Below are 24,090 nucleotides of genomic sequence, written 5' to 3' on the forward strand. Positions count from 1 at the left end.
TAACCATGCAACCGCTGAAAATTGCCATCACGCCGGGAGAGCCAGCCGGTATTGGCCCAGACCTCGTCATCGCACTGGCTAAAATGCAGTGGCCGGCACAGCTTGTGGTATTCGCCGACAAGTACATGATGCAGGAAAGGGCCAAGATGCTGGGGCATGAGATCGAGTGGCTGCCCTATCAACCTGATCAAAAAACTGTTCAGCAGCCCGGCCAACTATTCATTGAACACATTCCTCTGAGTAGCGACGTCGTTGCAGGTCAGTTAAACAGTGATAATGGCCATTATGTCGTTGAAACGCTGCGTCAGGCCTGCCAGAAAAACATGGATGGCGATTTTGATGCTGTGGTTACGGGACCGGTACACAAGGGCATCATTAATCAGGCAGGCGTGTCTTTCAGCGGCCACACTGAGTTTTTTGCTCACCAGTCAAATACCATGGACGTGGTGATGTTGCTGGCCACTGAAGGGCTTCGAGTGGCACTGGCAACCACCCATATCCCACTCGAGTTTGTCGCCAGAGCGATCACCCGTGAACGTTTACATAAGGTTATTCACATTATCCACACGGACCTATCGTTGAAATTTGGTATTCGTGACCCACAGATTTTCGTTTGTGGACTCAACCCACATGCTGGGGAAAACGGCCACATTGGCAAAGAAGAACAACTGGTTATTGAACCGGCGCTCGATGAATTACGTGCCGAGGGCTTGAATATCACAGGACCACTCCCGGCCGATACCATATTCCAGCCAAAGTACTTACAGCAGGCGGATGTGGTGCTGGCGATGTATCACGATCAGGGCCTGCCGGTGCTTAAATACAAAGGTTTCGGTGCATCGGTAAATATCACGCTAGGTCTGCCCTTTATTCGCACCTCAGTGGATCACGGCACGGCGCTTGATCTGGCAGGTAGCGGCCAGGCCGACGCGGGCAGCTTCACGCTAGCCGTTCAGCAAGCAATTAAACTGGCGCAAACCAGCAATGAGTAAAACCCATTTAGGACATACTGCGCGTAAACGATTCGGGCAGAACTTTTTGCACGACCCTTACGTTATCGATCAGATTGTACAGGCCATCGGCCCCGCAGCAGGTCAGCACCTTATCGAAATAGGCCCGGGTCTGGGAGCCCTCACAGAGCCTGTCTGTGAACTGGTGGACAGTCTTACCGTCGTTGAGCTCGATCGCGATCTTGCCCATCGGCTCAGACATCACCCGTTCATATCAGCCAAGCTGACGGTGATCGAGAAGGACGCGATGAAATTCGACTTTGCCTCCTTGTGCGACGGCGACAGCAAACTCAGAATTTTTGGCAACCTGCCCTACAACATTTCTACGCCGCTGATGTTTCATTTATTTAGCTTTAGTGAACATATTCAGGATATGCACTTTATGCTGCAAAAAGAGGTGGTGGACAGATTAGCCGCCACGCCGGGGCATAAAAACTTTGGCAGATTGTCGGTGATGGCACAGTACTACTGTTCGGTGATCCCCGTTCTTGCTGTTCCACCAGGCGCATTCAAGCCGGCACCGAAAGTTGACTCCGCGGTGGTGAGACTCGTCCCACATCAGAAACCTATCGTGCAGGTCGACGACATCAGCATGCTAAACAAAGTGTGTACCAGTGCATTCAATCAACGTCGTAAGACGCTGCGGAACAGCCTCAAAGATATACTCAGTGCTGAACAGATTGATGCGCTGGGCATTGATCCACAACGTCGCGCAGAAACGCTGTCTCTAGAGCAGTTTGCAGCGCTGGCGAACGCGGTGTCAAACGCCCCCAACATTTTAGAGTAGTCGCATGGCGGGTCCTGCATCACACAATATCCATATTCAGGTGTCGACAAAGTTTCTTCAGGATCGATTACCTAATGAACCAGACAAGTTCGCATTTGCCTACCGGGTTGCCATACATAATGGCGGACAACATCAGGTACAGTTACTCAACCGTTACTGGCTTATCACCGATGCGAATGGCAAGAAAACCGAGGTCCGTGGCCCCGGCGTGGTCGGCGAACAGCCCCACATTCCCGCCGGAGAAACCTTTGTATATACCAGCGGCGCGGTTTTGGATACACCTGTTGGCACCATGGAAGGGTATTATGAAATGGAAGACGAATTCGGCGTTCGGTTTGAAGCGCCGATCGACGTTTTTAGTCTGGCTATCCCTAACGTGATCAACTGAGGTCCGGCTTGGCAAACTTAATCATCGGCGATATACAAGGTTGTGCAGATGGCTTATTTGCGGTGCTTGAGAAAGCGGGATTTAACCCAGCAGTAGACAAACTCTGGTGTGTCGGCGACCTGGTTGCAAGAGGCGCAGACTCACTTCTGACATTACAATACCTATACGATTTAGGTGACCGATTCCACACTGTACTAGGTAACCATGACCTGCATTTTCTGGCAGTTGCCAATGGTATTAAACAGGCAAAAGCCAGTGATAAGCTGGGACCCTTATTGCGCGACAAGCAGCTGAAACGCTACGTTGAATGGCTACGTCATATGCCACTTGCCACCATGTGCACGCCCTCCATACTGTTAACGCATGCGGGACTCTATCCAAAGTGGTCGGTTGAAAAGGCCATCAGTCTTTCTGGGGAAATAGAGCAGAAACTGCAAGGGTCTTCATGGAAGGACCTATTACGGATGATGTATGGCAGTGAGCCAACACGATGGAAAGACTCATTAACTGATATAAAGCGAGCTCGTTTTATCATCAACGCCATGACGCGCATGCGATTCGTTGATATGGAGGGCAACCTTAACCTCTCACTGAAAAGCTCTCCTGCCGCAGCTCCCGCTCATCTGCAGCCATGGTTTCGTATCGACAATCCACAACTGCAGCCGGACCAACGTGTCATTTTCGGCCACTGGGCTGCGTTACAAGGACAAACTGACAGCCAGCAGTTTATCGGTCTGGACACAGGCTATGTCTGGGGCAATCAAATGACCGTATATATCGTCGAAGAAAACAGGCTCGTCCAGGCCAATGCGGTAAAGAAAAAGGCGTAAACGTCGATAATACCAATTGGACGGTGTCTCGAAAGGTTTTCCTGACGCAGCATAATAGCCATCAAGTTTGCCTGTTTGCGCCATCCTAATCTAATGTTAGTGAATACTCTTTTTTGCGCATAACATAGTGATTAAACGCAGTAAATTTGTCACACTACGCGATAATGGTGTAGTGGCGTCGTTTTACTGCATCGTTATGACAAAAAAATGCCAAGCAGCTTCGAGGAGCTCAGATGAAAATAACTGTCGCGATGCGGGTCATTGGTGGTTTTGCCATCATCACTTTCCTGCTACTTGTTATCAGCTTATCGTCGTATTTCACCCTCAATTCAATTGAAGATGCCACAAAGGAAGTGAACAACCTGGCTGTGCCTGCTATCTCTAGCACTGGCCGATTGGAATCTTCTTTTTTACGCATGGGTAAACTGACTTTTGAAGCCTATCTTGAGCAGGAACTCAGCGGTTTGGCGGAAAAGCAGGAACGTTTCAATGCCAACGAAGAGGACTTCGTACAGGAGCTGCGTCGCCTGAAAACAATTGTGGCAGAAGAACCAGGTCTGAGCCGTAGTCTGGTCAACATTGAAAATGTTTTTGAGCAATACCGCACCAACGTTACCAGCATGTATGACAATCATCGCATTGAGCTAGAGACCCGCGATGCAATTGCAGATAAATTTGGCGACATTGAAGATAATGCAGACGATGCCTCAACACTCATTCTGGATTTCGCAGACCTCGATGCAGTACAGTCTTCAAGTCAGCTGCGCAGCGCTGCAGAAATTGGCAGCCGTCTGGAAACCACGCTATTAACTTTATTAACCGTTACCGCTGACTATTCTAAAACCACGACGCTTCTGCGCGCTGAAACGATCGGCAATGAAGTCGAACTGACAATCAACACCATCAGCGACCAACTGGCCGAAATGCAGCAAGCCGCCGGGGGGCGTGATAGCAGCGGCACCATCGATGAAATCACTGACCTGGTCAACGACGTGAACACTGCATATACCTCAGCCGGCGGTATTTTGCAGATGCAGGTGACCAAACTTGAACGGGCAAATGACGCCGAAAGCGCGCTAGCCGCTTCCGAGAAAAATATCGACGAAGGTCTGGCGGCGTTAACCTCACTGAGCGGACTGGCGGATAGTAAAGCAAAAGATGCAGAGCAGCTGGTGAATAGCAAAATTACCGGCGGTGTCACACAGATGGTGCTGATCTTCCTGGTTGCCGCAGGCCTGGCAGGCGGTATTGCGTTCTGGACAGTCACCTCAATCACCCGTCCTCTGCACAAAGTAAACGACATCCTGAAAGTCGTTTCTTCGGGTGATCTCACTCGCAAACTGGATGACTCGTCTGATGATGAGTTTGGGGAATTGGCTAAAAACTGTAACGAATTAATAGACAGTCTCAAGCAGCTTATATCTGGCATCTCCACTCGTGCTGCACAGCTTGCCGCAGCATCAGAAGAGACGTCTACTGTTACATCACAGACAACCTTGTCGATTCAGGAACAAAAGTCGCAGATTGCCCAGGTTGCGACAGCAACAACCGAGATGCACAGTACGTCAATGAATGTATCGCAAAGTGCTGAAGATACCCTGAACCAGATCCGCCATGCCGACGCGGAAGCAGAAAAAGTGAAAGCCATCTCGGCGGAAAATCGTCGTACCATTGAAGTACTGGCCGTTGATGTTGAGCAAGCTGCTGAGGTGATTAATAAGCTGCATCAGGACAGCGCCAGCATCGGCGGTATTCTTGACGTGATCCGCGGTGTCGCGGACCAGACTAACCTGCTGGCATTGAATGCTGCGATTGAGGCAGCACGCGCTGGTGAGCAAGGCCGTGGGTTCGCAGTGGTAGCTGATGAAGTACGCACGCTGGCTAGCCGCACACAGGAATCAACACAAGAGATCAACAATATGATCGAAGTGTTGCAGGCAGGTGCAGAAAAAGCCGTAGCTGTTATGAATCAGGGTAAGGAGCAGACAACGGTGTGCGTAGATCAGACAGAAAAAGCCGCTCAGGCGCTAAACCTGATCACTGACGCCGTGCATCGCGCCCATGATGTCAGCTCGCAAATCGAGCAATCAGCCCGCGAGCAGAATGTGGTATCCCAGGAGATCAGTGAGAAGCTGGAAAACATCGTAGGTATTGCAGAAGAGACCGCTACCGGTGCTCAGCAAACCTCAGACTCCAGCCACGAAGTTGCTCGCCTGGCAGAGGAACTGCAAAACTCTATCCGGCAGTTCAAAGTCTAGGTTTCCGTTCTTTACTACTAAAAGCCGACGCCTTGAGGTGTCGGCTTTTTTGTCTTTGGTTCGGCATTAGTCTCAATATGTGAATATAAGTACATTCCCCCGAGTAGAAGCTTATAAAAAGCCTTTTCAAATCCGATAGCGACTTACTCATATATGCCTGCTGAAGACAAAAAGCCAGCCTGTCCCCACCGCGAAGGCGGTGGTCTGTTGAAGACAAATTTATGCTCGTCATGCTCGAGAAATCGAGGATCTCAAATAGACAAATAGAATACATTGGCACAAGCAGCAACATTTTTGCTGCTTGATGTTACTCAATGACATTTACCACACTTTCTTTTTGTCTCCGTACCGAGTTATCCATCCCATCACATACGCAAAAAGAAAAATAGCTGGCGTAATCGATGCATTAGGCTCAATAAAAACCCAGCTAATAAAACCAAGCAACACCATTGTTATCTCAGCCGATATGGCAGAACGTTTGGTACGAGCGCCTGCCAGAGACATCTTGAACCACCAAGGTAGAGCTTTCCAGTTTTCGGAATCTTTATCTATCACTATGATTTCCTCCGTTAGTCTTGAAATATCAACTTCAAAAACAGAGGCAAGGGACATCAATGTTTCAATGCTAGCTTTGTTTCCCGATTCAACTCGTTGAATCGTGCGCACGCTTAGCCCACAAAACTCCGCGAGCTGTTCCTGAGACCAATTACGTTCCATTCTCATCTTTTTGACAATCATTGAATTACCTCACCAATCTGCCAGAGAAAATCTTGCAGTAAATACATCACTGTCGGCCATGACAATGCTACGACATTGACATGACATCTATGATATTTAGCGATAATAACAGGTGAAAACGCTCAGGCTGACGAAATGATGCCCTATCGTAAAGTTGGAAATTCATTACTCAGCCAACGGTAAGCTTCCATTGACTTCAACAGACAATTTGCGGTCGCACGACTTGGAGTAGAAATCGAGTCAGCGAATGGTCATAGTGTACATGTTGGAGACGTTGAGTTATGTAAACTCCTCTAACGAGGTTGGTGCGTGTCTATCTAATTGGTGGCGAATCACTCCCTAGTTTTAATTTCCTCATCAAGCAAGCGCAATAAAGTGTCTGCCGCTTCATTTTGATCAGTTAAATTACCAATTGACTGCACATACCCTGTCCATTCAACTAGTGCTCGATGCACCTCCGGTTCATTTGCTATTGCCTCTAGTCCTTTTATTGCTATTTCATCCGTAATAGGCAAATCACAAGGCGAAATATATACTTCTTCACCGTTAACCAATTGAAAGCATGTGGACCAATACGGTTCATGTATAGGAAGGGGAATGAGTCCTCTTACTAAATTTCTGTAAGTAGGTGACTCTGAAAATGGTCCACTGTTCAGAGTGACACGTCGAATATAACCGTTTGCAGCAATGAATATTTCTCGATTTTGCGGCCATCCATTGCGCAACAACTCTTGGTATGTTGGTAAGCTAACTTCAATCTGCTGCCATTGGCTTGCATGAAAAAAGTCGACAATAATCTGAACACAATCTTGCTTACAAGAAGCATCTTCTTCGAGATAACTAACGGCTCGGATCCCAGACTCGGACACCTGCTTGTAAGCGTTTACAATAGTGTTAGTCTGACGAATACTGTCGATGAGTTCGACTTTTAAAGCCTTTAACAGGGTCAGTTCCCTTTGGTTGTCGGCTCGCTGTTCGTTCCAATTGGCAACTTGAATGCCGATAAACACACCAACAACTACTATAATGAAATCGAGAAACACAGCTGTCCAATTCTGTGTTCGAACATGCTCCATTACACGACGCAGTAGCATTCTTGTTCCTTTTTTTATTTTAGCTGCCTGTAAAAGTTACAATAACGTAGTTGTTGAGTTCTTGCCTATGTTTCTAATATGTCACGGTTGGAATCGCAGATGGAAGCAGGCAGAGAGGCATTTTTAGCGAAGCTCACCGCTGCCGAGGCCAACAAGCTCGTGGTTTATTCAAATCAAATGGGCGGATGGCACTCACTCCCAGACTATGGTTTATCACATCAGACAATAGTGCTGAATGCCGTCGGGTTCAGCCAATTTCACCACTTGGCAAACAACTTGCTGGAAGTCATTGACTACCACAGCCAAGAGGAACGTCCTAATGGAGAGCAGCACCACTTTTAACGTCGATCACGCCTTTGATGGCAAGCAGCTGTTGTTACTTGGCAGTACCGGGTTTCTGGGAAAAGTCGTACTTTACAACCTGTTATCGCTTCGCAGCAGCGTAGATATTGTGTTAATGATCCGCCACAGCAACAGACAAACAGCGACACAGCGATTTCACGCAGATATTCTGCAAACGCCCCTTTTTAGTCATTTAAAGGACCAACTTGGTGCAGCGGCGTTTAATCTGGCCCTGAGCAGGGTCAAGGTTATTGCCGGAGACATCACACTGCCAAAGTTTGGCCTCGATCACCTGCAATTCACCGAACTGGCAAATGATACGGATCTTGTCATTAACTCAGCAGCCAGTGTTAATTTCCAGGAGCCGTTGCATCACGCACTGAAAATCAATACCTATTCTATCGATAACATTTTGTCACTGTGCCGTCCAAGGAGCGTTCCCGTACTGCATGTGTCTACCTGCTATGTGAATGGCTATCGTAAGGGCAGGATCAAAGAAACACTGGACAAGCCACGCCATATGGATATCCCACAAACGCGATACGGACATTACCTGATTGATGGCATGCTTAGCAAAATGGAAGAGATCATCTCAAGCGTAAGACAGGCTCGAGAGGATAACGATAAAGCCTTTTGTCAGAAGATGACCGAGGTCGGTGAACAAGTCGCGCATCAGTGTGGGTTTAACGACAGCTACACACTGACTAAGTGGCTGGCAGAACAACGTCTGGTGAATCGTCGGTTTGGCTGCCCTGTCAGTATTGTGCGCCCTTCTATTATTGAAAGCAGCTGCGCACAGCCCTTCCCCGGCTGGCTGGAAGGCGTAAAAGTGGCAGACGCCGTAATTTATGCCTATGCAAAAAGTAAGTTGCACAGCTTTCCAGCACGAAAGAACCGAACTATAGACATAATCCCGGTCGATTTAGTTGCCAATAGCTGCATGCTGGCCGCCGCAGAACTGATTTCGGATTCAGCACCGTCTGAAGTAAATATCTATCAGTGTTGCAGTGGCAGCCGAAATCCTCTGAGCATTCAGACCCTGAAAGACGCCGTCGTAGACGTGGCCCAGCACCGTCATCACGCTTATACAAAGCTGTTTAGCGCAGCCCCTAAAAATGGCTTACGCATCATTCCTCCGTTTCTGTTTCATACGGTGATGAGCGCCTATCGCAGCTATGTGGGCCTGGCCAAGCTATTCAACCCGGAACGCTCCAGTAAAAAGCTCAATCGGCTTAAAACTGCAGAGAAGCTGGTCAAGCTGTTCGCCTTTTACGCAGCACCAGATTATCGATTCGATAACAGTAAGTTACGTGAATTGCATCAGCGAGTGAGTATCTCCGATCAAAACAGATACCCCGTGAGCCCTGATGAGTTGGACTGGCACCAATACATCAGCCAGGTGCATGTGCCTGGTCTGAACGACTATGCATTAGGTGGCGCGCAGAGCAATAAAGCGTCTGTTAATCAGGCGGCCTAATGCAGTAGCAAGAGAGGTTAGTATTAAAATGCAAGGACGCTTTAATCATTTATCACCGATAGAAGTTAGTGTAATTTAACTTCAACCGGATTAGGACCAAGGTTGGTGATGGATGGCTACCAGTTTACTCGCCCTGCTCGATGACATTGCCACTGTGATGGACGATGTCGCGATGATATCTAAAGTGGCTGCAAAGGAGACCGCTGGCGTGCTCGGTGATGACATCGCACTGAATGCGCAGCAGGTATCCGGCATGTCTGCTAACCGAGAGCTTCCCGTGGTGTGGGCGGTGGCAAAGGGCTCTGCAGTGAATAAGCTGATTCTGGTGCCCTCCGCATTACTTATTTCGGCTATCTATGCACCGCTGATAACCGTGCTGTTGGTGATTGGTGGACTTTATTTGTGTTTTGAAGGCTTTGAAAAAGTCTGGCATACGCTGCGCACCAGAAAGCAAGACCGTGAAGAGAAAGATGCCCTGCGAGATGCCTTGCTGGACCCTGAGCTGGATTTGAAAACCTTTGAAAAAGAAAAAATTAAAGGGGCGATCAAAACAGATTTCATTTTGTCTGCAGAGATCATTGTGATCATCATGGGCAGCGCTGCTGAACAACCGCTCACGCAGCAAATCATTACGCTTTCCTGGCTTTCTTTGGCGTTTACCATAGGTGTTTATGGTCTGGTGGCCGCGATTGTGAAACTCGATGACGTTGGATTACACCTGTTAAAACGTGACAAAGACACGTCTTCAGGGCTGGGGTTATATGTCGGTAAAGCGTTATTAGTTTTCGCGCCGTTCCTTATGAAAAGCCTGACCGTGGTGGGCACCCTTGCCATGTTTCTGGTTGGTGGCGGTATTCTGGTGCATGACACTCCGTTACTTCATCACCTATCAGAAACCATTCTTGGCCACACGCAGTCATTGCCGGGGCTTGTGAATGCTGTACTGCCCATTTTATTGTCGTTTATCGCAGGGCTTATCGCCGGCGCTGTAGTAATGCTGATTATCAGCATTCCATCCGCGCTAGGCATAAACGGCAAAGCACAGCACTAAGTCTGTTAGAGCGCGTTGATGGGTATCTTCAGATAGCGCGTGCCGTTATCATCCGCAGGGGGGAGATCGCCTGCGCGAATGTTGAGTTGGATAGCAGGTAATATCAGCCTCGGCATATCTAGCGTTGCATCACGGCTTTCCCGCATACTGATGAACTGATCGCGAGTTATCTCCTGCTTTACGTGAATATTATTCTCACGCTGCGCTTTAACTGTCGTTTTACACTCATGCTGCCGACCTTTTGGCGGGTAGTCATGACAGATATAAATGTCAGTGCTATCAGGCAGGCTCAACAGTTTTTGGATTGAATCATAAAGCTGGCCAGCACTGCCGCCCGGGAAGTCACAGCGCGCCGTGCCCACGTCTGGCATGAACATGGTATCACCAACAAACACCGCCTGTTCATTCAGTACGTACGCCAAGTCGGCTGGGGTGTGACCAGGCGTATGCACGACTCTAAAGGTCAGATTCCCAAGCGTCAGTTGATCATCATCTTTAAAAAGCCGGTCAAACTGGGCGCCATTGGGCAAAAACGCTTTTTCCAGATTGAACAGCGTTTTAAAGGTCTTCTGGACCTCGGTAATATGTTCCCCGATACCAATTTTGGCTGCGTACCTCTGCTTGAAAAAAGGGGCAGCAGAGAGGTGGTCTGCATGGGCGTGGGTCTCCAATACCCACTGTACAGATAGCTGTTCAGCATCGATATAATCAGCTATTTGCTGTGCGCTGTGCGACGAGGTGCGCCCGGACTTATAGTCAAAATCCAGCACCGGATCGATGACTGCAGCCTCGCGCGTTTCTATATCATGCACGACATAGGTGAAGGTTTCACTGTCATTATCCAGGAATGCTTCAACATGGAATGGCATAGTCATTTGCGTCTCCATACGTGTGTTATGTCGGACTTAATTGTTTTCAAAAAGTTGCTTATGCAGGTCGCGTACAACCTCCGTACTGTCTGCTTCATTCACCAGAAACGACATGTTGTGAGGGTTGGCACCAAAGCAGATCATACGCAGATTGTAGTTTGCCACTGCTGCAAAGATGCGGCTCGACACACCTTTTTCACTGTGCATGTTATTGCCTACCACCGTCACCAGATCAAAACCGTGTTCGACGCTGACTTCACAGATTTCTTTTAACTCATCGACCGTCTCGCGATTGAGTCGTTCGGCTACCGAGTTTGGCGGATTATCCAAAGTAAAAGATACCGAGATTTCTGACGTGGTCACCAAATCCACACTGAGTTTATGCTTGGCGATAATCGCAAACACGCGCTCGAGAAAGCCCTGCGCATACATCATTTCAGGAGTTTTAACGGTGACCATGACCTGTTCTTTGCGACGCGTTATCGCACGATAAGCAGGCTCAACTTCGCAATCCCTGACAATCCATGTACCGCCCTTTTCTGGCTCTTTGCTGGAGCCCACAAAAACTTTGATGTCTTGTCGGAGCGCCGGCTCCATCGTTGCGGGGTGCAATACTTTTGCACCAAAGGTTGCCATTTCTGCCGCTTCTTCAAAACTTAATTCCGGCAGTGGCCTGGCCTTGTCTGTGATGCGAGGGTCTGTGGTGTAAACGCCTATGACATCAGTCCATATTTCACAGGTCGCCGCGTCCAGCGCTTCGGCAAGTAATGCGGCCGTAAAATCTGAGCCGCCACGACCCAGCGTGGTCGTATTGCCATCAGAATCCGCCCCTACGAATCCTTGCGTAACAACGATATTGTCTGCAAGCTCTGGGGCCAGCAACTGTGCTGATAATTCCCGGATCTGCTCGAGCTGCGGTGTCCCCTGTCCAAACGTACTATCAGTACGTAACACTTTACGCACATCAAAATTCTGCGCCGCGCCACCTAGCTGCACGATAACCTCAGCGAACAACAGAGAGGACATTCGCTCACCAAGGGATAACAGCGCATCCTGCAAGTCAGGACGATGTAAAAGCTCCTCGTGGAATGCCATCTCTTTGAGAGATTGCAGCAGTTCCTGCAGTTTTTCGCCAACATCCTGCGGCTCGCCAAGCGCTTTAAAAATGGCCAGCTCGATAGCTTCTATTTGTTCAATGGTTTGCTCAATTTGCTGTTGTGTCATAGGCCGATGAGCCAGCTCGACCAGAAAATTAGTGACACCTGCAGAGGCGCTCACCACAACAACCTTAGTCTTCGGATTAGCTAACACGATTTTGGCGCAATTAAGCATGCTGGCGTGATTGGCTACGCTGGTGCCTCCAAATTTAGCGATATTCAGACCGGTATTTTGCATAGTGAGTACGAAATTAAGGAAACTAATAACGCGTAAACTACCATCATTTGCGCATAAGCAAAGTGATTAAATGTGATCTTCCTGAAATTTTCAGCATATGATATTTCGGCTGCGCAATTTGTGCGCGACACTGCTCAACAAGAAAAGAGAGATATGCTGTGAACTCTGTATCCATCCGCTCATTAACACTCCCAGCGTTGCTGGTACTGTGCCTTGGCCTTAGCCTTAATGCATTGGCAGTTATTCCCGATAATCTGTCGCTGAAACAGGTGCAAACGCACCTTGCTGATGGCGAGTACTCGATTGAACAACTTGCAGAACATTACCTGGCGCGCATTGCCAGATATGATGATCAGGGCATCAATATAAATGCGGTTGTACAAATCAATCCGCACTGGCGTTCCCGCGCTCAGACATTGGATAACCAGCGAAAAGAGGGTCAAAGCACGGGACCTCTGCACGGTGCCATCGTGCTGCTTAAGGATAATATCGATACCGGTGAGGGAATGGTGAATAGCGCAGGATCCTGGCTGTTGCGTGAACACCGTCCTGCCGATGACGCATTCTTAGTTCAACGATTACGGGATGCAGGCGCTTTGATATTGGGTAAAACCAATTTATCGGAATGGGCAAACTTTCGGTCTACCAAATCATCAAGCGGCTGGAGCAGCCTATATGGTCAGACGGTCAACCCACATGACACTACCCGCAGTCCATGTGGTTCCAGCTCTGGTTCAGGTGCAGCGATTGCAGCTGACTTTGCGCTGATGGCCGTGGGCACCGAAACAGATGGTTCCGTAGTCTGTCCATCGGCAGTGAATGGTATTGTCGGGATCAAGCCAAGCATTGGACGAGTCAGTCGTGACGGTATTATTCCGATCTCGCACTCACAGGACACCGCAGGGCCAATGGCACGTAGCGTGGCAGATGCCGTTATGCTGCTCAATACCATGCAGGGCAAGGATGCAGCAGATGACAGTACATTGGCGCCAATAGATTTAACTGTCGCACTCAATCCAGATGGCCTGCGTGGTAAACGCGTAGGGATTTTGCGAAACTTCTTAGGCTACCACCCGGACCTGGATAGGGTATTTGAACAGCAACTGGAGGTGTTGAAAGCCGCCGGAGCCGAGCTTGTCGATCCCGTTAGCATGGATACCCGAGGCCAGTGGGGGCGGGGCGAATATCAGGTGCTATTAAGTGAGTTTAAGGATGGGCTGAATCGTTACTTTGAAAGTAGCAATGCACCGATTAAAAACTTACAGGATGCCATCACACTAAATGAGGCGAACAGTGCTATCACCATGCCCTACTTTGGCCAGGAAATTTTCATGCAGGCTGCCGACTCACACCCACTGGATAGTGAGGAATACCAGTCAGCCAGACAGGATAGCCTGCGCGCAGCGGCTCAGGACGGCATTGACGCACTGATCGCAAAACATAATCTGGATGTCCTGATTGCACCAACCACGGCGCCAGCCTGGAAAATAGACCGAGTCAATGGCGATCACTACATGGGCTCTGCGTCAGGCGCACCGGCTGTCGCGGGCTATCCCCATGTCACCGTGCCGATGGGTTTTGTGGCGCACATGCCGGTAGGCTTAAGCTTTATCGGTGGTAATAAGCAGGACATCAAAACAATTGAAGCAGCCTACGCCTACGAACAGGTTAGTCAGGCGTTGCGCCCGCCTCGTTTGACTCAACATTGATCTGAACGGTGTCGCCAACCGCGACACCGTGTTTTGCAAACCACCCCTGATTCATTTCCAGTGCATAGCGCACCGGCCTGGATGCGCCTCTTGCGGTGAGGTCATGAGGCTTTAGCGCGAGAATATCAGTTATCCGCCCTTGCTTATCAATATAGGCAACGTCTAACGGGATGGATGTATTCTTCATCCACATAGCGGCATATTTCTCCTGATCGAATTTAAAAAACATGCCGCACTGCTGACACAATGTGTCGCGGTACATCAACCCCTGCGCACGGCGGCTGAAGGTGTCTGCGTATTCGACCGTGATAGCAATGTCGCCCACCACTAAATTAATAGAACCAAACTCAACGGCGAGCGCAGTTTTGAATGTGCCGCTAACATACAGCACAGATCCGAATAACATTAGCAGCACACTTTTCATCGTCACGCTCAACTTCATCATCATTGATTTACCTATTGCATGGCCTGAGCAATCGCAATACCCAACGGCGTTCCAACAATATAACCAGCAACCCCTACCAGCACACCGGGCGTCACCAGCCCCGGCCAACCACGGGCCATGGCCAGAGCAGGCGCTGTTGTCGCACCCAGGATTGCCGCATTCGATGCGGTGATTAATTCCGGCAGTGATAGTGCCAGGCCGTTATCTTTACGGCCTGTGACTGCAACGCTCAGCTTGGTGATCAGCATGCCGCCTACAAATACGACTAAACCATGCACCAGCAGCAGTATGGCCACAAACGCCAGTAAAATCGGCGCCAGCCCCAGCAGTTTCGCAATGTCTGCGCCTGCTGCAATAGCCGCAAAAAAGACAAAGGCAAGCACGAGACCAATCGTCTGTCCGCCGTGCATTTTCGCCATTGTAGCAGGCGCAAAAGTAGCCGGTATCACTGCATATAAGGTGATAAATACATAGCGCAGGCTGCCAAAATCAAAGTCGCTTTCCAATGTATTGAGCAAGGCAATGGTGCCGTCTGCCAGGGCCACCACGGCCAGAGCGAAAGTCAGCGACGCGGCAATAGAAAGTCCACTAATGGGTTTTTCCTGCTCGTCGTGCTGGAAGTCTGTCGTTTCACTATGATGCCGGACCGCAAATTGACGCATTAACCAGGCAGAGGCAGGCATAATCGCCAGTACCGCCAGAAACAGCGCACTCATAAGATTATCTACCGCGGTTGCGGCAGAGATAATGTTGGCATCATCGAAACCCGTGGCCTGTATGACCGCCGCGTAATTGACTGAACCACCGGTATAGGTGGCAGTAAAAATACCTGCCAGATCGGCCTCACGCGCGCCCAAATCGACAACATTGATGGCTAATATTGCGCCTGCTGCGGTGCCTATACAGGCGAGAATGAAGCCGATTCCCACCCGACCACTTTCACCAATAATACGGCGTACATCGGCCTGCATTAAAAACAACGGGATAAGTGCTGGCACCAGATAGCTGAAAACAAAACTGTAAGCGGGGGCACTTTTAGGAATTAAACCGACGTTTGAAGCGACAATCGCGCCAAGGATGGCCCAGACTGCGCCAGTAACTAATTTTCCCCAAGACTTGGACTCAGCCCAAAAGCCAAACAGAGCGATAGCGAACAGGGCTGCCAGTACGGCGAAATGCTGGTCGGCGGAAATAAGTGAAAAGGTGCTGTCATCCATTGCGTTATTCTTATCGTTTGATGTTGTGAAAGCAGTATCTCACTAGTGTAGGGAAAAGCCTGACACAGTGAAACACCGTAATTGCATTAATAATTGCTATTCGATGTAATCCAGCAATAGTATTATCGAAGCATACGCTACGCTAAATGGTAAAGCAGGTAACTGTTTATGTTTGCTGCACATGGGTATTTTGAAGTGACTGTTCAGGGCCGTATTTTACACGTTGTTATTGAGCGTGCGTGGAACCTGGAAACGGCACTCAAATATAGACAAGTAATACATGATGTCATAGCGCCTATTTCTGGCAAGCCATGGGCCGTTCTCACAGACGTGAGCGGTTGGGAACTGTTTACACCTGACTGCTATCCAGTGATCTCTGAATTAATTAACTACTGTGTTGAAAAAGGCATGTGCTATGAGGCGATTGTGAACTCAGGTCAAAGTATTAAGCTTCAGCCGTTTAAAACACGACAACCCCACGCAGATAATTTCGTGCGTGAATTCTTTACAGACCAACAGAGCGCTCTGGCATGGTTACAGCAACAGGGTTTTGAATAACGATTAGCGTTTACTGGCCGCCTGAAAACCTAACCATCCACACATTGCACTGACACTTGTCAGGAAAATCCCCCACATCCAGTCGATGGCCATAATGAACAACGAAAAGCCTTCGATGATGCTGTAGTTAGTCAGGTTATAGGCACCGTAACTCGCTAAACCAAGCAGTGCGCCGTCAATTCCTGCGTAGTACAAGGGTTTATCGCGGTTAGCGACCACAGCCAGAACGAATACCACGCCTCCATAGAGCAGATAAAATACCAGCCATGGCCAGGCAATGAACTGCTCTCGCAACAGTCCTGCCATTTCTGTCTGATACCAATCACTGGCGATCATACCCAACCAGATAAAATCCAACACCGCAAAACACAGGAATATCGCGGCAAGCGACGCAATGATGTTAACCGCAAAGCGTTTAATGTTGGCAAGCATGGCTTTGGTCCTTCAGTTCTTTCTGCTTATAGTCGCACGTTTTTATACACGCCAAAACGTAAAAAGGGCACCAGATGGTGCCCTCTTGTAGTGACTATCGACGTTATGCGATGTTCAGCGTAGGAATAATCTTCTCGCTGGCCTCCTGCTCGGCCTTCTTGAAGTCATCCATACGGTCAAAGTTCAGATAACGATAGATATCTGCACTCATTGAGTTGATGTTGCTGGCATAACGCATGTACTCGTCGGCACTTGGGATCTTACCGACAATTGCACCAACCGCTGCCAGTTCGGCAGAGCACAGGTATACATTCGCGCCATCACCCAGACGGTTCGGGAAGTTACGGGTAGAGGTAGACAATACTGTCGCACCAGCCAGAACGCGTGCCTGGTTACCCATACACAACGAACAGCCAGGCATCTCAGTACGCACACCGGCACGTCCATAGACGTTATAGTAACCTTCTTCCATCAGCTGAGCTTTATCCATCTTAGTCGGTGGTGACATCCACAGACGGGTGGGTAGCGTTTGATTGTATTGTTCAAGCAGTTTACCCGCAGCACGGAAGTGACCGATATTGGTCATACATGAACCGATGAACACTTCATCAACATTATCGCCAGCAACGTCTGACAATGTCTTCGCATCATCCGGGTCGTTCGGGCAGCACAAGATTGGCTCTTTGATTTCGCTCAGGTCAATCTCGATAACTTCTGAGTATTCCGCGTCGGCATCGGCTTCCATCAGCTCAGGATTCGCCAGCCACTCTTCCATCTTACGTGCGCGACGCTCAAGTGTGCGTGGATCGCCATAACCTTCGTTGATCATCCAGCGCAGCATGGTCACATTAGAGCGCAGATATTCAGCAATTGATTCTTCTGAAAGCTTGATAGTACAGCCAGCTGCAGAACGCTCGGCTGACGCGTCAGACAATTCAAACGCCTGCTCAACAGTAAGGTCTTCCAGACCTTCAATTTCAAGTACGCGACCAGAGAAGATATTTTTCTTACCTTTCTTCTCAACTGTCAGCAAACCTTTTTTGATGGCATACAGAGGAATAGCATGGACCAAATCACGCAGGGTGATACCAGGCTGTCGTTCACCTTTGAAACGTACCAGAACAGATTCAGGCATATCCAACGGCATGACGCCAGTGGCTGCAGCAAAGGCAACCAGACCAGAACCCGCCGGGAATGAGATACCAAGAGGGAAGCGGGTATGTGAATCGCCGCCCGTACCCACTGTATCAGGCAGAAGCATACGGTTCAGCCAGCTGTGGATAATACCGTCACCCGGACGCAGAGATACGCCGCCACGGTTCATAATGAAATCTGGCAACGTGTGCTGAGTATCGATGTCTACCGGCTTAGGATAAGCTGCCGTGTGACAGAATGACTGCATGGTCAGGTCAGCCGTGAAACCGAGACATGCCAGATCTTTCAGCTCGTCACGCGTCATTGGGCCAGTGGTGTCCTGAGAGCCAACGGTAGTCATCTTGGGTTCACAGTAAGTTCCTGGACGTACACCTTCCACGCCACACGCTTTACCGACCATTTTCTGTGCCAGCGTAAAGCCTTTACCAGTGTCTTTTGGCTGCTCTGGCTTACGGAACAGATCGGTATCGCCCAGTCCCAGTGATTCACGGGCTTTCTCAGTCAGGCCACGACCAATGATCAGGTTGATACGACCACCAGCGCGCACTTCATCCAGTAATACTTTCGACTTGTAGCTGTACTCAGCCAGAACTTCACCCGTCTCAGCATTCGTGATCTTGCCGTCCAGAGGCATAATATCGATCACGTCGCCCATGTTCATGTTGTCAACGTCAGCCTCGAATACCAACGCACCAGCATCTTCCATGGTATTAAAGAAAATAGGCGCCACTTTACCGCCAATACAGATACCGCCACCGCGCTTATTGGGCACGCCCGGCAAATCTTCACCGAAGAACCACAATACCGAGTTTGTAGCAGATTTACGTGAAGAACCTGTACCGACAACGTCACCAACGAACGCAACTGGGTGGCCTTTCGCTTTGATCTCTTCAATCTGTTTGAGAGGGCCGACTTCACCGTGTTTTTCAGGCTCCAGGCCGTCACGCGTCATTTTGTACATCGCTCGTGCGTGCAGAGGAATATCAGGACGTGACCATGCATCTGGCGCAGGAGATAAATCGTCAGTATTGGTCTCACCGGTTACTTTAAACACGGTAGCAGTGATTTTTTCCGGAATTTCCGGACGTGACGTGAACCACTCGCCTTCTGCCCACGAATGCATGACGTCAGTGGCATACTTGTTACCCGCTTTGTGCTTTTCTTCTACGTCGTGGAATGCATCGAACATCAGCAGCGTGTGCTTCAGCTCTTCGGCGGCGAGTTCAGCGAGGTCTGCATCTTCCAGCAAGTCGACCAATGTGGCGATGTTGTAACCACCGTGCATGTTGCCCAGCAACTGCACTGAAGCATCTCTGCTGATCAGCGGAGAGCTGGCTTCACCTTTTACAATCGCCGTCAGGAAGCCCGCTTTGACGTAAGCGGCTTCATCTACACCTGGAGGTACACGCTCTGAAATCAGTTCGAGCAGAAACGCTTCTTCACCTGCTGGAGGGTTCTTCAACAACTCAACCAGACCAGCGACTTGTTCAGCGTTCAATGGTTTTGGGGGTACCCCTTCAGCTTCACGCTCAGCGACGTGTTTACGATACGCTTCTAACACGATTTCTTCCTCTTGTTGATCTTTGCCCGCAGAGTTGCGGCAAAGCATGGATATGAAACCGGAGAAGTATAGCGATTTTCAGTAAAAATTTGAATGTATTGGTGTTTCAGCCGGGTTATGGCCACTATTCAGTTAAATAATGCCTATAAAAACAATCAGTTCAGAAGCTTCAACACGCTACTTCGCGACAATCAATCGGTACAGTGCGGCGTTTGCGCCGTCACTGAGCAGATAAATGCCACCGTCAGGACCGACGTCGATATCACGCCATCGGCGACGAACACCGAGGTCGAGAGCCATTGAGTCGATGACCTTGTCGCCGTCTAACGTCACATGCAGCACAGACTGGTCTTTTAACGTTGTGATCAGCAAGTTGCCGTCAAATTCCGGGTGAGCTTCTCCCCGATATAAAATCATCCCTGAGGGTGCGACAGAAGGGCTCCAGCCAAATAAGGGCTGACGCATACCTGGATAAGCAGTGAAAGGTGAAATATTCGCGCCGATGTAGTCCTTACCCTCAGTGATCACTGGCCAACCGTAATTTTCGCCCGCGCGAATAATGTTGATCTCATCACCGCCATCAGGGCCGTGTTCGTGGGACCAGATGCGGTTAGTCTGGGTATCAAAAATCAGCCCCTGATGATTACGATGCCCAATACTGAACATAGCGGCAGCCTGAGGCGAGGAATGACGAACAAAGGGGTTATCTTGTGGGATGCTGCCGTCCTTATTAACGCGCAGAATTTTTCCCAACTGACTGGTAAGCTTTTGTGCATCTTCACGATAATCCCAACCGTCGCCGCTTGTCACCAGCAATGAACCATCCGGCAGCTGTGCCAACCTTCCTCCATAATGTACCGGCGTATCTTTATCCGGGCTGACACTGAGTAATATCTTGCTATCCGTCAAGCTGTCATTGTTAAGTACTGTACTGATAACATTTAATCGACTGGCGCTGCTATCACCGCTTACATAACTGATAATAAGACGCTGCGTCTGTGCAAACTCGCTATCAACCAACACATCTAACAAGCCGCCCTGCCCCACTGAATAAATGTCACCCGGTAGCCCAGCAATGTCAGTTCTGGACTGTTCAGACAGCAACCACAAGCGACCCGATTTTTCCGTCACCAGCCAGGTGTTGTCACGCAGATGCTCTAGCGCCCATGGCGTATTAAGCCCCGTGTACTGCTCCTGAAGCGAGTACTTACTCGCAGCACCTGAACTAAAAGTAATGAAGATGGAAAACAGTGTCAGCCAGAAGCGATACATCGTTGCTCCGAGTTTAGTGAGGGTCTACACAAATACAGTCTGCCATGCCAAACTGCGTAAAATCCAGCGTTCCACAATTATATCGCTTTATATGTCTAAACAAATCGTCTATGCGTTTATCCTCTCGACGTTTATTACTTTCATGCTGGCGAGCGTTGCACATACACAGTTTGTGTTATTCAGGCTTTCGGAACTGGGCATCGACATTTCCTTATGGGACCGTCTGCGCACTACCGCTCAGGATATGGCCGGTATGTTGCCCAAATATGGTGCCGCGGTAGCCGCCGGATTGTTGATTGCCTTCTGGGTAACGACAGTACTGCGACGAAAGGGGATCATTACCCATTCGCTGTGGTTTGCCGTCGCGGGCGGCGTCGCCATGATGAGTATCTTACTGGCTATGCACCCATACATTGATGCGCATCTGTTAGTCGGTGCCCGAGGTCCTCTGGGATTTGCTGCACAGTGCGCTGCCGGCGTGGCCGGAGGCTGGGTATTTGGTCGATTGAGCAGATAAACCTCATTTAAAGTACGAATGGCGACTATGCGGTAATTGCCATTTAGACGGGTCGGCTTTATCCTGCCTGTGAGTCAATCACATGGCAAAGGGAACGGAATACATGAAGCGCGTGGTGTTTAACCAGAAAGGCGGTGTCGGCAAGTCCAGTATCAGTGTTAATCTCGCTGCTATCAGTGCCCGCCGGGGCCTAAAAACGCTGATCGTGGATTTGGACACGCAGGGTAATACCAGCCATTATCTGGTCGGAGATAATGCAAACATCAAACACACGGTGGCTGACTTATTCAAACAAACCGTTGGCTGGTTTCTGAAACCACTCCCCGCCATTGATTTTGTTCATGAAACCCCTTTCGAAAATCTCTACCTGATGGCGTCAGACCCGCAGTTGGCGAATGTCGAACGTGAGCTAGAATCCCGCTATAAAATGTACAAACTCAAGGAAGCGTTGACCGAGCTTTCAGCAACTTTTGACCGTATCTATATCGACACGCCGCCAAATTTCAATTTCTATTCAAAAGCTGCACTTATCGCCGCCGACTCAGTACTTATACCATTTGACTGCGACGGCTTTTCCAGTCAGGCCATCATGCATCTATTGGATAATATTATGGAGCTCAAGGGTGACCACAACCCGGAATTAGAGGTAGAGGGGATCATCGTTAATCAATTTAATGCACAGGCGAAGCTGCCGCAGTCACTGGTTGACGACCTGAAGGCAAAAGATTTACCTGTTTTGAATACCCATCTGAGTAGTTCAGTAAAGATGCGCGAGTCGCATTCCGCCAGCAAGCCACTGATTCATCTTGCCCCCAGACACAAATTAACACAGCAGTTTTGCGAGCTGTTTGATGAGTTAGAGCAGTTGTCCTGAATAGCTCGACAGGGTTCGAGCGTTTGTTATTATTCTGTTAGAAAAACGTAACGTATTGCTGATCCGAATCCCTACCTCGGCAATATTGATCGCAGAGTAAAACAACTATACAGGACTCGCTATGGATTATCCTCTGGTGCCTGCAAGCGCGAAAAGCCTTGCTGACTACATTGAACATATTTTCGCCCAGTTTCCCGACAACCGCGCCTACAGCGCACTAGGTCAGGAAATCACCTATGCTGAGGTCGAGCAAAAATCCCGTGCACTGGCCGCCTGGTTGCTGGCGGAAGGTGGATTAAACCCGGGGGACCGCATTGCTATTCAGTTACCAAACCTTAACCAGAACCCCATAGCCGTTTATGCCGCATTGCGAGCCGGGTTGGTGGTGGTAAACACCAACCCTTTGTATACACCGCGTGAAATGCAACATCAGTTTAAAGATTCAGGTGCCAAGGCGCTGATCATTCTTACCGACCTACTGCCAAAGTTCGAAGCCATCAAACAAGATACTGACGTCACCACGGTTGTCACGACGCAAGCGACAGACCTGTTAACGAACAACATGGATGACGCACCGGCAGGCTGTATTGCCATGAATCATGCCATTAAAGCGGGCATGGAACTTGATTTGCCGCCACGTCCAGATGTATCGCTTGATGATATTTGCATCTTGCAATACACCGGTGGGACTACTGGCGTATCAAAGGGCGCAGCCCTGAGCCATGGTAACGTGCTCAGTAACTGTATCCAGATGCTCGACCGTCTGCAGGATAACTTTGAAGAAGGTGCAGAGATCGTTATCTGTCCGTTGCCGCTCTATCACATCTATGCGTTTACGGTTTGTATGATGGCGTTCTTCGCCAAGGGCTGTTTGACCGTACTGATCCCCAACCCACGTGACCCGGATGCCTTTATCAAGGCCATCGAGCCGTACCAGTTTACGACCTTTGCCGGCATTAACACGCTGTTTGTCGGTCTCGGTCAGCATCCGGATTTTCAACAGCTGGATTTCAGCAAACTAAAATTGACCCTGTCTGGCGGCACCGCGCTGACGATGGCCGCTGTCGACATCTGGAAAAAGACCACAGGTTGTATGATCACCGAAGGGTATGGATTGTCAGAAACCTCTCCAGTACTAACCTTCAATACGCCTGGAGCAGAAAACCTGGGTAGCGTCGGCACGCCGCTTATCGATACCGATATTCAGCTGCTCGATGACGACGACCAACCGGTTGCCGATGGCCAGGAAGGGCAAATTGCAGCCAAAGGCCCACAGATTATGCAAGGTTACTGGCAGCGCCCGGATGAAACTGCCAAAGTCATGACATCAAATGGCTACTTTAAAACCGGCGATGTGGGCGTAAGATTACCCGATGGATGCATCAAAATTGTTGATCGTCTGAAAGATCTGATCATCGTGTCAGGCTTTAATGTCTATCCAAATGAAGTTGAAAATGTGCTGACCCAGCACCCTGCTGTGGTTGAAGCGGCCGTCATTGGCGAGCCTGATGACAAGACTGGCGAGAAGGTCAGTGCTTACATTTCGGTGAATACCGAAGTTGAAGAAGCTGATATCGTCGCGCACTGCCGCGAACAGCTTACCGCTTATAAGGTACCGAAGAAGATCACCATCATGGATGAACTGCCTAAATCTTCAGTCGGTAAAATTTTGCGCCGCGAGCTGCGTAAGTAGCGTTTTGTAGGTAGGCTAGGCCCCGGACATCGCTGCGCGATTCCGATGTATGGACTCCTCCTCCCTTGGGAGGTAGGTTGTTTTTGACACTAAACACCCGGAGTCCATACATGTACAAAGGTAACGTAATCGCTATCGATATAGCAAAATCTGTGTTCCAAGTGTGTGCTTTAGATAAGCACAACAACATTAAAGTTAATCGCGAGATACGTCGTCAGCACTTAGTAAAATGGCTGACTAATCAGCCACCTTCGCTAGTTGCTTTAGAAGCCTGCGGCAGTGCCCATTTCTGGGCGAAAGAAGCGATAGCACTAGGACATCAGGCCATCATTATCTCTGCAAGGTTCGCGAAGAATTTCTTGCATGGACACAAGACCGATAAAAATGACGCAGTAGCTATTGGCATTGCTGCACGTCA

The 24,090-nt window shown here is 49.3% G+C and carries 23 protein-coding genes; 14 read left to right on the plus strand and 9 right to left on the minus strand.

Features of this window, described 5'->3' with window-relative positions; translation table 11 throughout:
• The first annotated feature begins 5 nt into the window (after positions 1–5).
• From pdxA to G441_RS0117420, 5 genes are all read left to right on the plus strand, one after another.
• Positions 6–992, plus strand: coding sequence for a 4-hydroxythreonine-4-phosphate dehydrogenase PdxA (gene pdxA, locus G441_RS0117400; RefSeq protein WP_026377516.1), 987 nt, complete (start codon positions 6–8; stop codon positions 990–992).
• The gene (gene rsmA, locus G441_RS0117405) at positions 985–1,797 is read left to right on the plus strand and encodes a 16S rRNA (adenine(1518)-N(6)/adenine(1519)-N(6))-dimethyltransferase RsmA (RefSeq protein ID WP_026377517.1); all 813 of its coding nucleotides are present in this window, start codon (positions 985–987) and stop codon (positions 1,795–1,797) included. The genes pdxA and rsmA overlap by 8 nt, the downstream gene beginning before the upstream one ends.
• A 4-nt stretch (positions 1,798–1,801) precedes the next feature.
• On the plus strand, positions 1,802–2,185 hold the full coding sequence (gene apaG / locus G441_RS0117410) for a Co2+/Mg2+ efflux protein ApaG (protein WP_026377518.1): 384 nt from the start codon (positions 1,802–1,804) through the stop codon (positions 2,183–2,185).
• 8 nt (positions 2,186–2,193) lie between these two features.
• A complete protein-coding gene (locus G441_RS0117415; protein ID WP_026377519.1) occupies positions 2,194–3,015 on the plus strand; it encodes a symmetrical bis(5'-nucleosyl)-tetraphosphatase in 822 nt (273 codons plus the stop codon).
• Between the two features lie 233 nt (positions 3,016–3,248).
• Positions 3,249–5,273: a methyl-accepting chemotaxis protein gene (locus G441_RS0117420; RefSeq protein ID WP_026377520.1), complete on the plus strand. Its 2,025-nt coding sequence runs from the start codon at positions 3,249–3,251 to the stop codon at positions 5,271–5,273.
• A 321-nt stretch (positions 5,274–5,594) separates the two neighbouring features.
• Here the strand turns inward: G441_RS0117420 and G441_RS0117425 are convergent, their stop codons facing one another.
• Both G441_RS0117425 and G441_RS0117430 read right to left on the minus strand, forming a co-directional pair.
• The gene (locus tag G441_RS0117425; protein ID WP_034475519.1) at positions 5,595–6,011 is read right to left on the minus strand and encodes a helix-turn-helix domain-containing protein; all 417 of its coding nucleotides are present in this window, start codon (positions 6,009–6,011) and stop codon (positions 5,595–5,597) included.
• 332 nt (positions 6,012–6,343) lie between these two features.
• A complete protein-coding gene (locus G441_RS0117430) occupies positions 6,344–7,105 on the minus strand; it encodes a hypothetical protein (protein WP_026377522.1) in 762 nt (253 codons plus the stop codon).
• Between the two features lie 78 nt (positions 7,106–7,183).
• Here G441_RS0117430 and G441_RS19865 point away from each other — a divergent pair, with 78 nt between their 5' ends.
• The 3 genes from G441_RS19865 (at position 7,184) to G441_RS0117445 (ending at position 9,975) form a co-directional block, all read left to right on the plus strand.
• Positions 7,184–7,447: a hypothetical protein gene (locus G441_RS19865; RefSeq protein ID WP_169726103.1), complete on the plus strand. Its 264-nt coding sequence runs from the start codon at positions 7,184–7,186 to the stop codon at positions 7,445–7,447.
• Entirely contained in the window at positions 7,425–8,924 is a 1,500-nt protein-coding gene (locus tag G441_RS19075; protein WP_051275700.1) for a fatty acyl-CoA reductase, read from the plus strand. Before G441_RS19865 ends, G441_RS19075 begins: the two co-directional genes overlap by 23 nt.
• Positions 8,925–9,036: 112 nt before the next feature.
• A complete protein-coding gene (locus G441_RS0117445) occupies positions 9,037–9,975 on the plus strand; it encodes a DUF808 domain-containing protein (protein WP_026377524.1) in 939 nt (312 codons plus the stop codon).
• 5 nt (positions 9,976–9,980) lie between these two features.
• Here G441_RS0117445 and G441_RS0117450 read toward each other — a convergent pair whose 3' ends face one another.
• A complete protein-coding gene (locus G441_RS0117450) occupies positions 9,981–10,850 on the minus strand; it encodes an MBL fold metallo-hydrolase (RefSeq protein ID WP_026377525.1) in 870 nt (289 codons plus the stop codon).
• Between the two features lie 30 nt (positions 10,851–10,880).
• A complete protein-coding gene (lysC, locus tag G441_RS0117455) occupies positions 10,881–12,239 on the minus strand; it encodes a lysine-sensitive aspartokinase 3 (protein ID WP_026377526.1) in 1,359 nt (452 codons plus the stop codon).
• Positions 12,240–12,397: 158 nt separating this feature from the next.
• On the opposite strand from lysC, the gene G441_RS19080 reads away from it, so the two are divergent.
• Positions 12,398–13,948 carry an amidase gene (locus tag G441_RS19080; RefSeq protein ID WP_084407423.1) on the plus strand — a complete coding sequence of 517 codons (1,551 nt, stop codon included), beginning with the start codon at positions 12,398–12,400 and terminating at the stop codon, positions 13,946–13,948.
• On the opposite strand, the gene G441_RS19085 is transcribed toward G441_RS19080, so the two are convergent.
• Both G441_RS19085 and G441_RS0117470 read right to left on the minus strand, forming a co-directional pair.
• The gene (locus G441_RS19085; protein ID WP_240485166.1) at positions 13,908–14,354 is read right to left on the minus strand and encodes a DUF192 domain-containing protein; all 447 of its coding nucleotides are present in this window, start codon (positions 14,352–14,354) and stop codon (positions 13,908–13,910) included. The genes G441_RS19080 and G441_RS19085 overlap by 41 nt on opposite strands.
• Before the next feature lie 50 nt (positions 14,355–14,404).
• Positions 14,405–15,610, minus strand: coding sequence for a DUF819 family protein (locus G441_RS0117470; RefSeq protein WP_034475522.1), 1,206 nt, complete (start codon positions 15,608–15,610; stop codon positions 14,405–14,407).
• A 168-nt stretch (positions 15,611–15,778) separates the two neighbouring features.
• Here G441_RS0117470 and G441_RS0117475 point away from each other — a divergent pair, with 168 nt between their 5' ends.
• Positions 15,779–16,168 carry a hypothetical protein gene (locus G441_RS0117475; protein ID WP_026377528.1) on the plus strand — a complete coding sequence of 130 codons (390 nt, stop codon included), beginning with the start codon at positions 15,779–15,781 and terminating at the stop codon, positions 16,166–16,168.
• 3 nt (positions 16,169–16,171) lie between these two features.
• On the opposite strand, the gene G441_RS0117480 is transcribed toward G441_RS0117475, so the two are convergent.
• From G441_RS0117480 to G441_RS0117490, 3 genes are all read right to left on the minus strand, one after another.
• Positions 16,172–16,600, minus strand: a complete 429-nt coding sequence (locus G441_RS0117480) for a DUF2177 family protein (protein WP_026377529.1) — start codon at positions 16,598–16,600, stop codon at positions 16,172–16,174.
• A 103-nt stretch (positions 16,601–16,703) separates the two neighbouring features.
• Positions 16,704–19,316 carry a bifunctional aconitate hydratase 2/2-methylisocitrate dehydratase gene (gene acnB, locus G441_RS0117485; RefSeq protein ID WP_026377530.1) on the minus strand — a complete coding sequence of 871 codons (2,613 nt, stop codon included), beginning with the start codon at positions 19,314–19,316 and terminating at the stop codon, positions 16,704–16,706.
• A gap of 177 nt (positions 19,317–19,493) precedes the next feature.
• A complete protein-coding gene (locus G441_RS0117490; RefSeq protein WP_034475524.1) occupies positions 19,494–20,588 on the minus strand; it encodes a PQQ-dependent sugar dehydrogenase in 1,095 nt (364 codons plus the stop codon).
• 91 nt (positions 20,589–20,679) lie between these two features.
• Between G441_RS0117490 and G441_RS0117495 the strand changes: the two genes are divergently transcribed.
• The 4 genes from G441_RS0117495 to G441_RS0117510 all read left to right on the plus strand — a co-directional run.
• On the plus strand, positions 20,680–21,105 hold the full coding sequence (locus G441_RS0117495; RefSeq protein WP_034475526.1) for a hypothetical protein: 426 nt from the start codon (positions 20,680–20,682) through the stop codon (positions 21,103–21,105).
• Between the two features lie 103 nt (positions 21,106–21,208).
• Positions 21,209–21,979 carry a ParA family protein gene (locus tag G441_RS0117500; protein WP_026377533.1) on the plus strand — a complete coding sequence of 257 codons (771 nt, stop codon included), beginning with the start codon at positions 21,209–21,211 and terminating at the stop codon, positions 21,977–21,979.
• A gap of 121 nt (positions 21,980–22,100) precedes the next feature.
• Positions 22,101–23,672, plus strand: a complete 1,572-nt coding sequence (locus tag G441_RS0117505; protein WP_034475528.1) for an AMP-binding protein — start codon at positions 22,101–22,103, stop codon at positions 23,670–23,672.
• A 110-nt stretch (positions 23,673–23,782) separates the two neighbouring features.
• A partial coding sequence (locus G441_RS0117510; protein WP_026377535.1) for an IS110 family transposase occupies positions 23,783–24,090 on the plus strand: 308 nt, incomplete at its 3' end.

The organism is Aestuariibacter salexigens DSM 15300, assembly GCF_000429145.1.
GTDB classification, from domain to species: domain Bacteria; phylum Pseudomonadota; class Gammaproteobacteria; order Enterobacterales; family Alteromonadaceae; genus Aestuariibacter; species Aestuariibacter salexigens.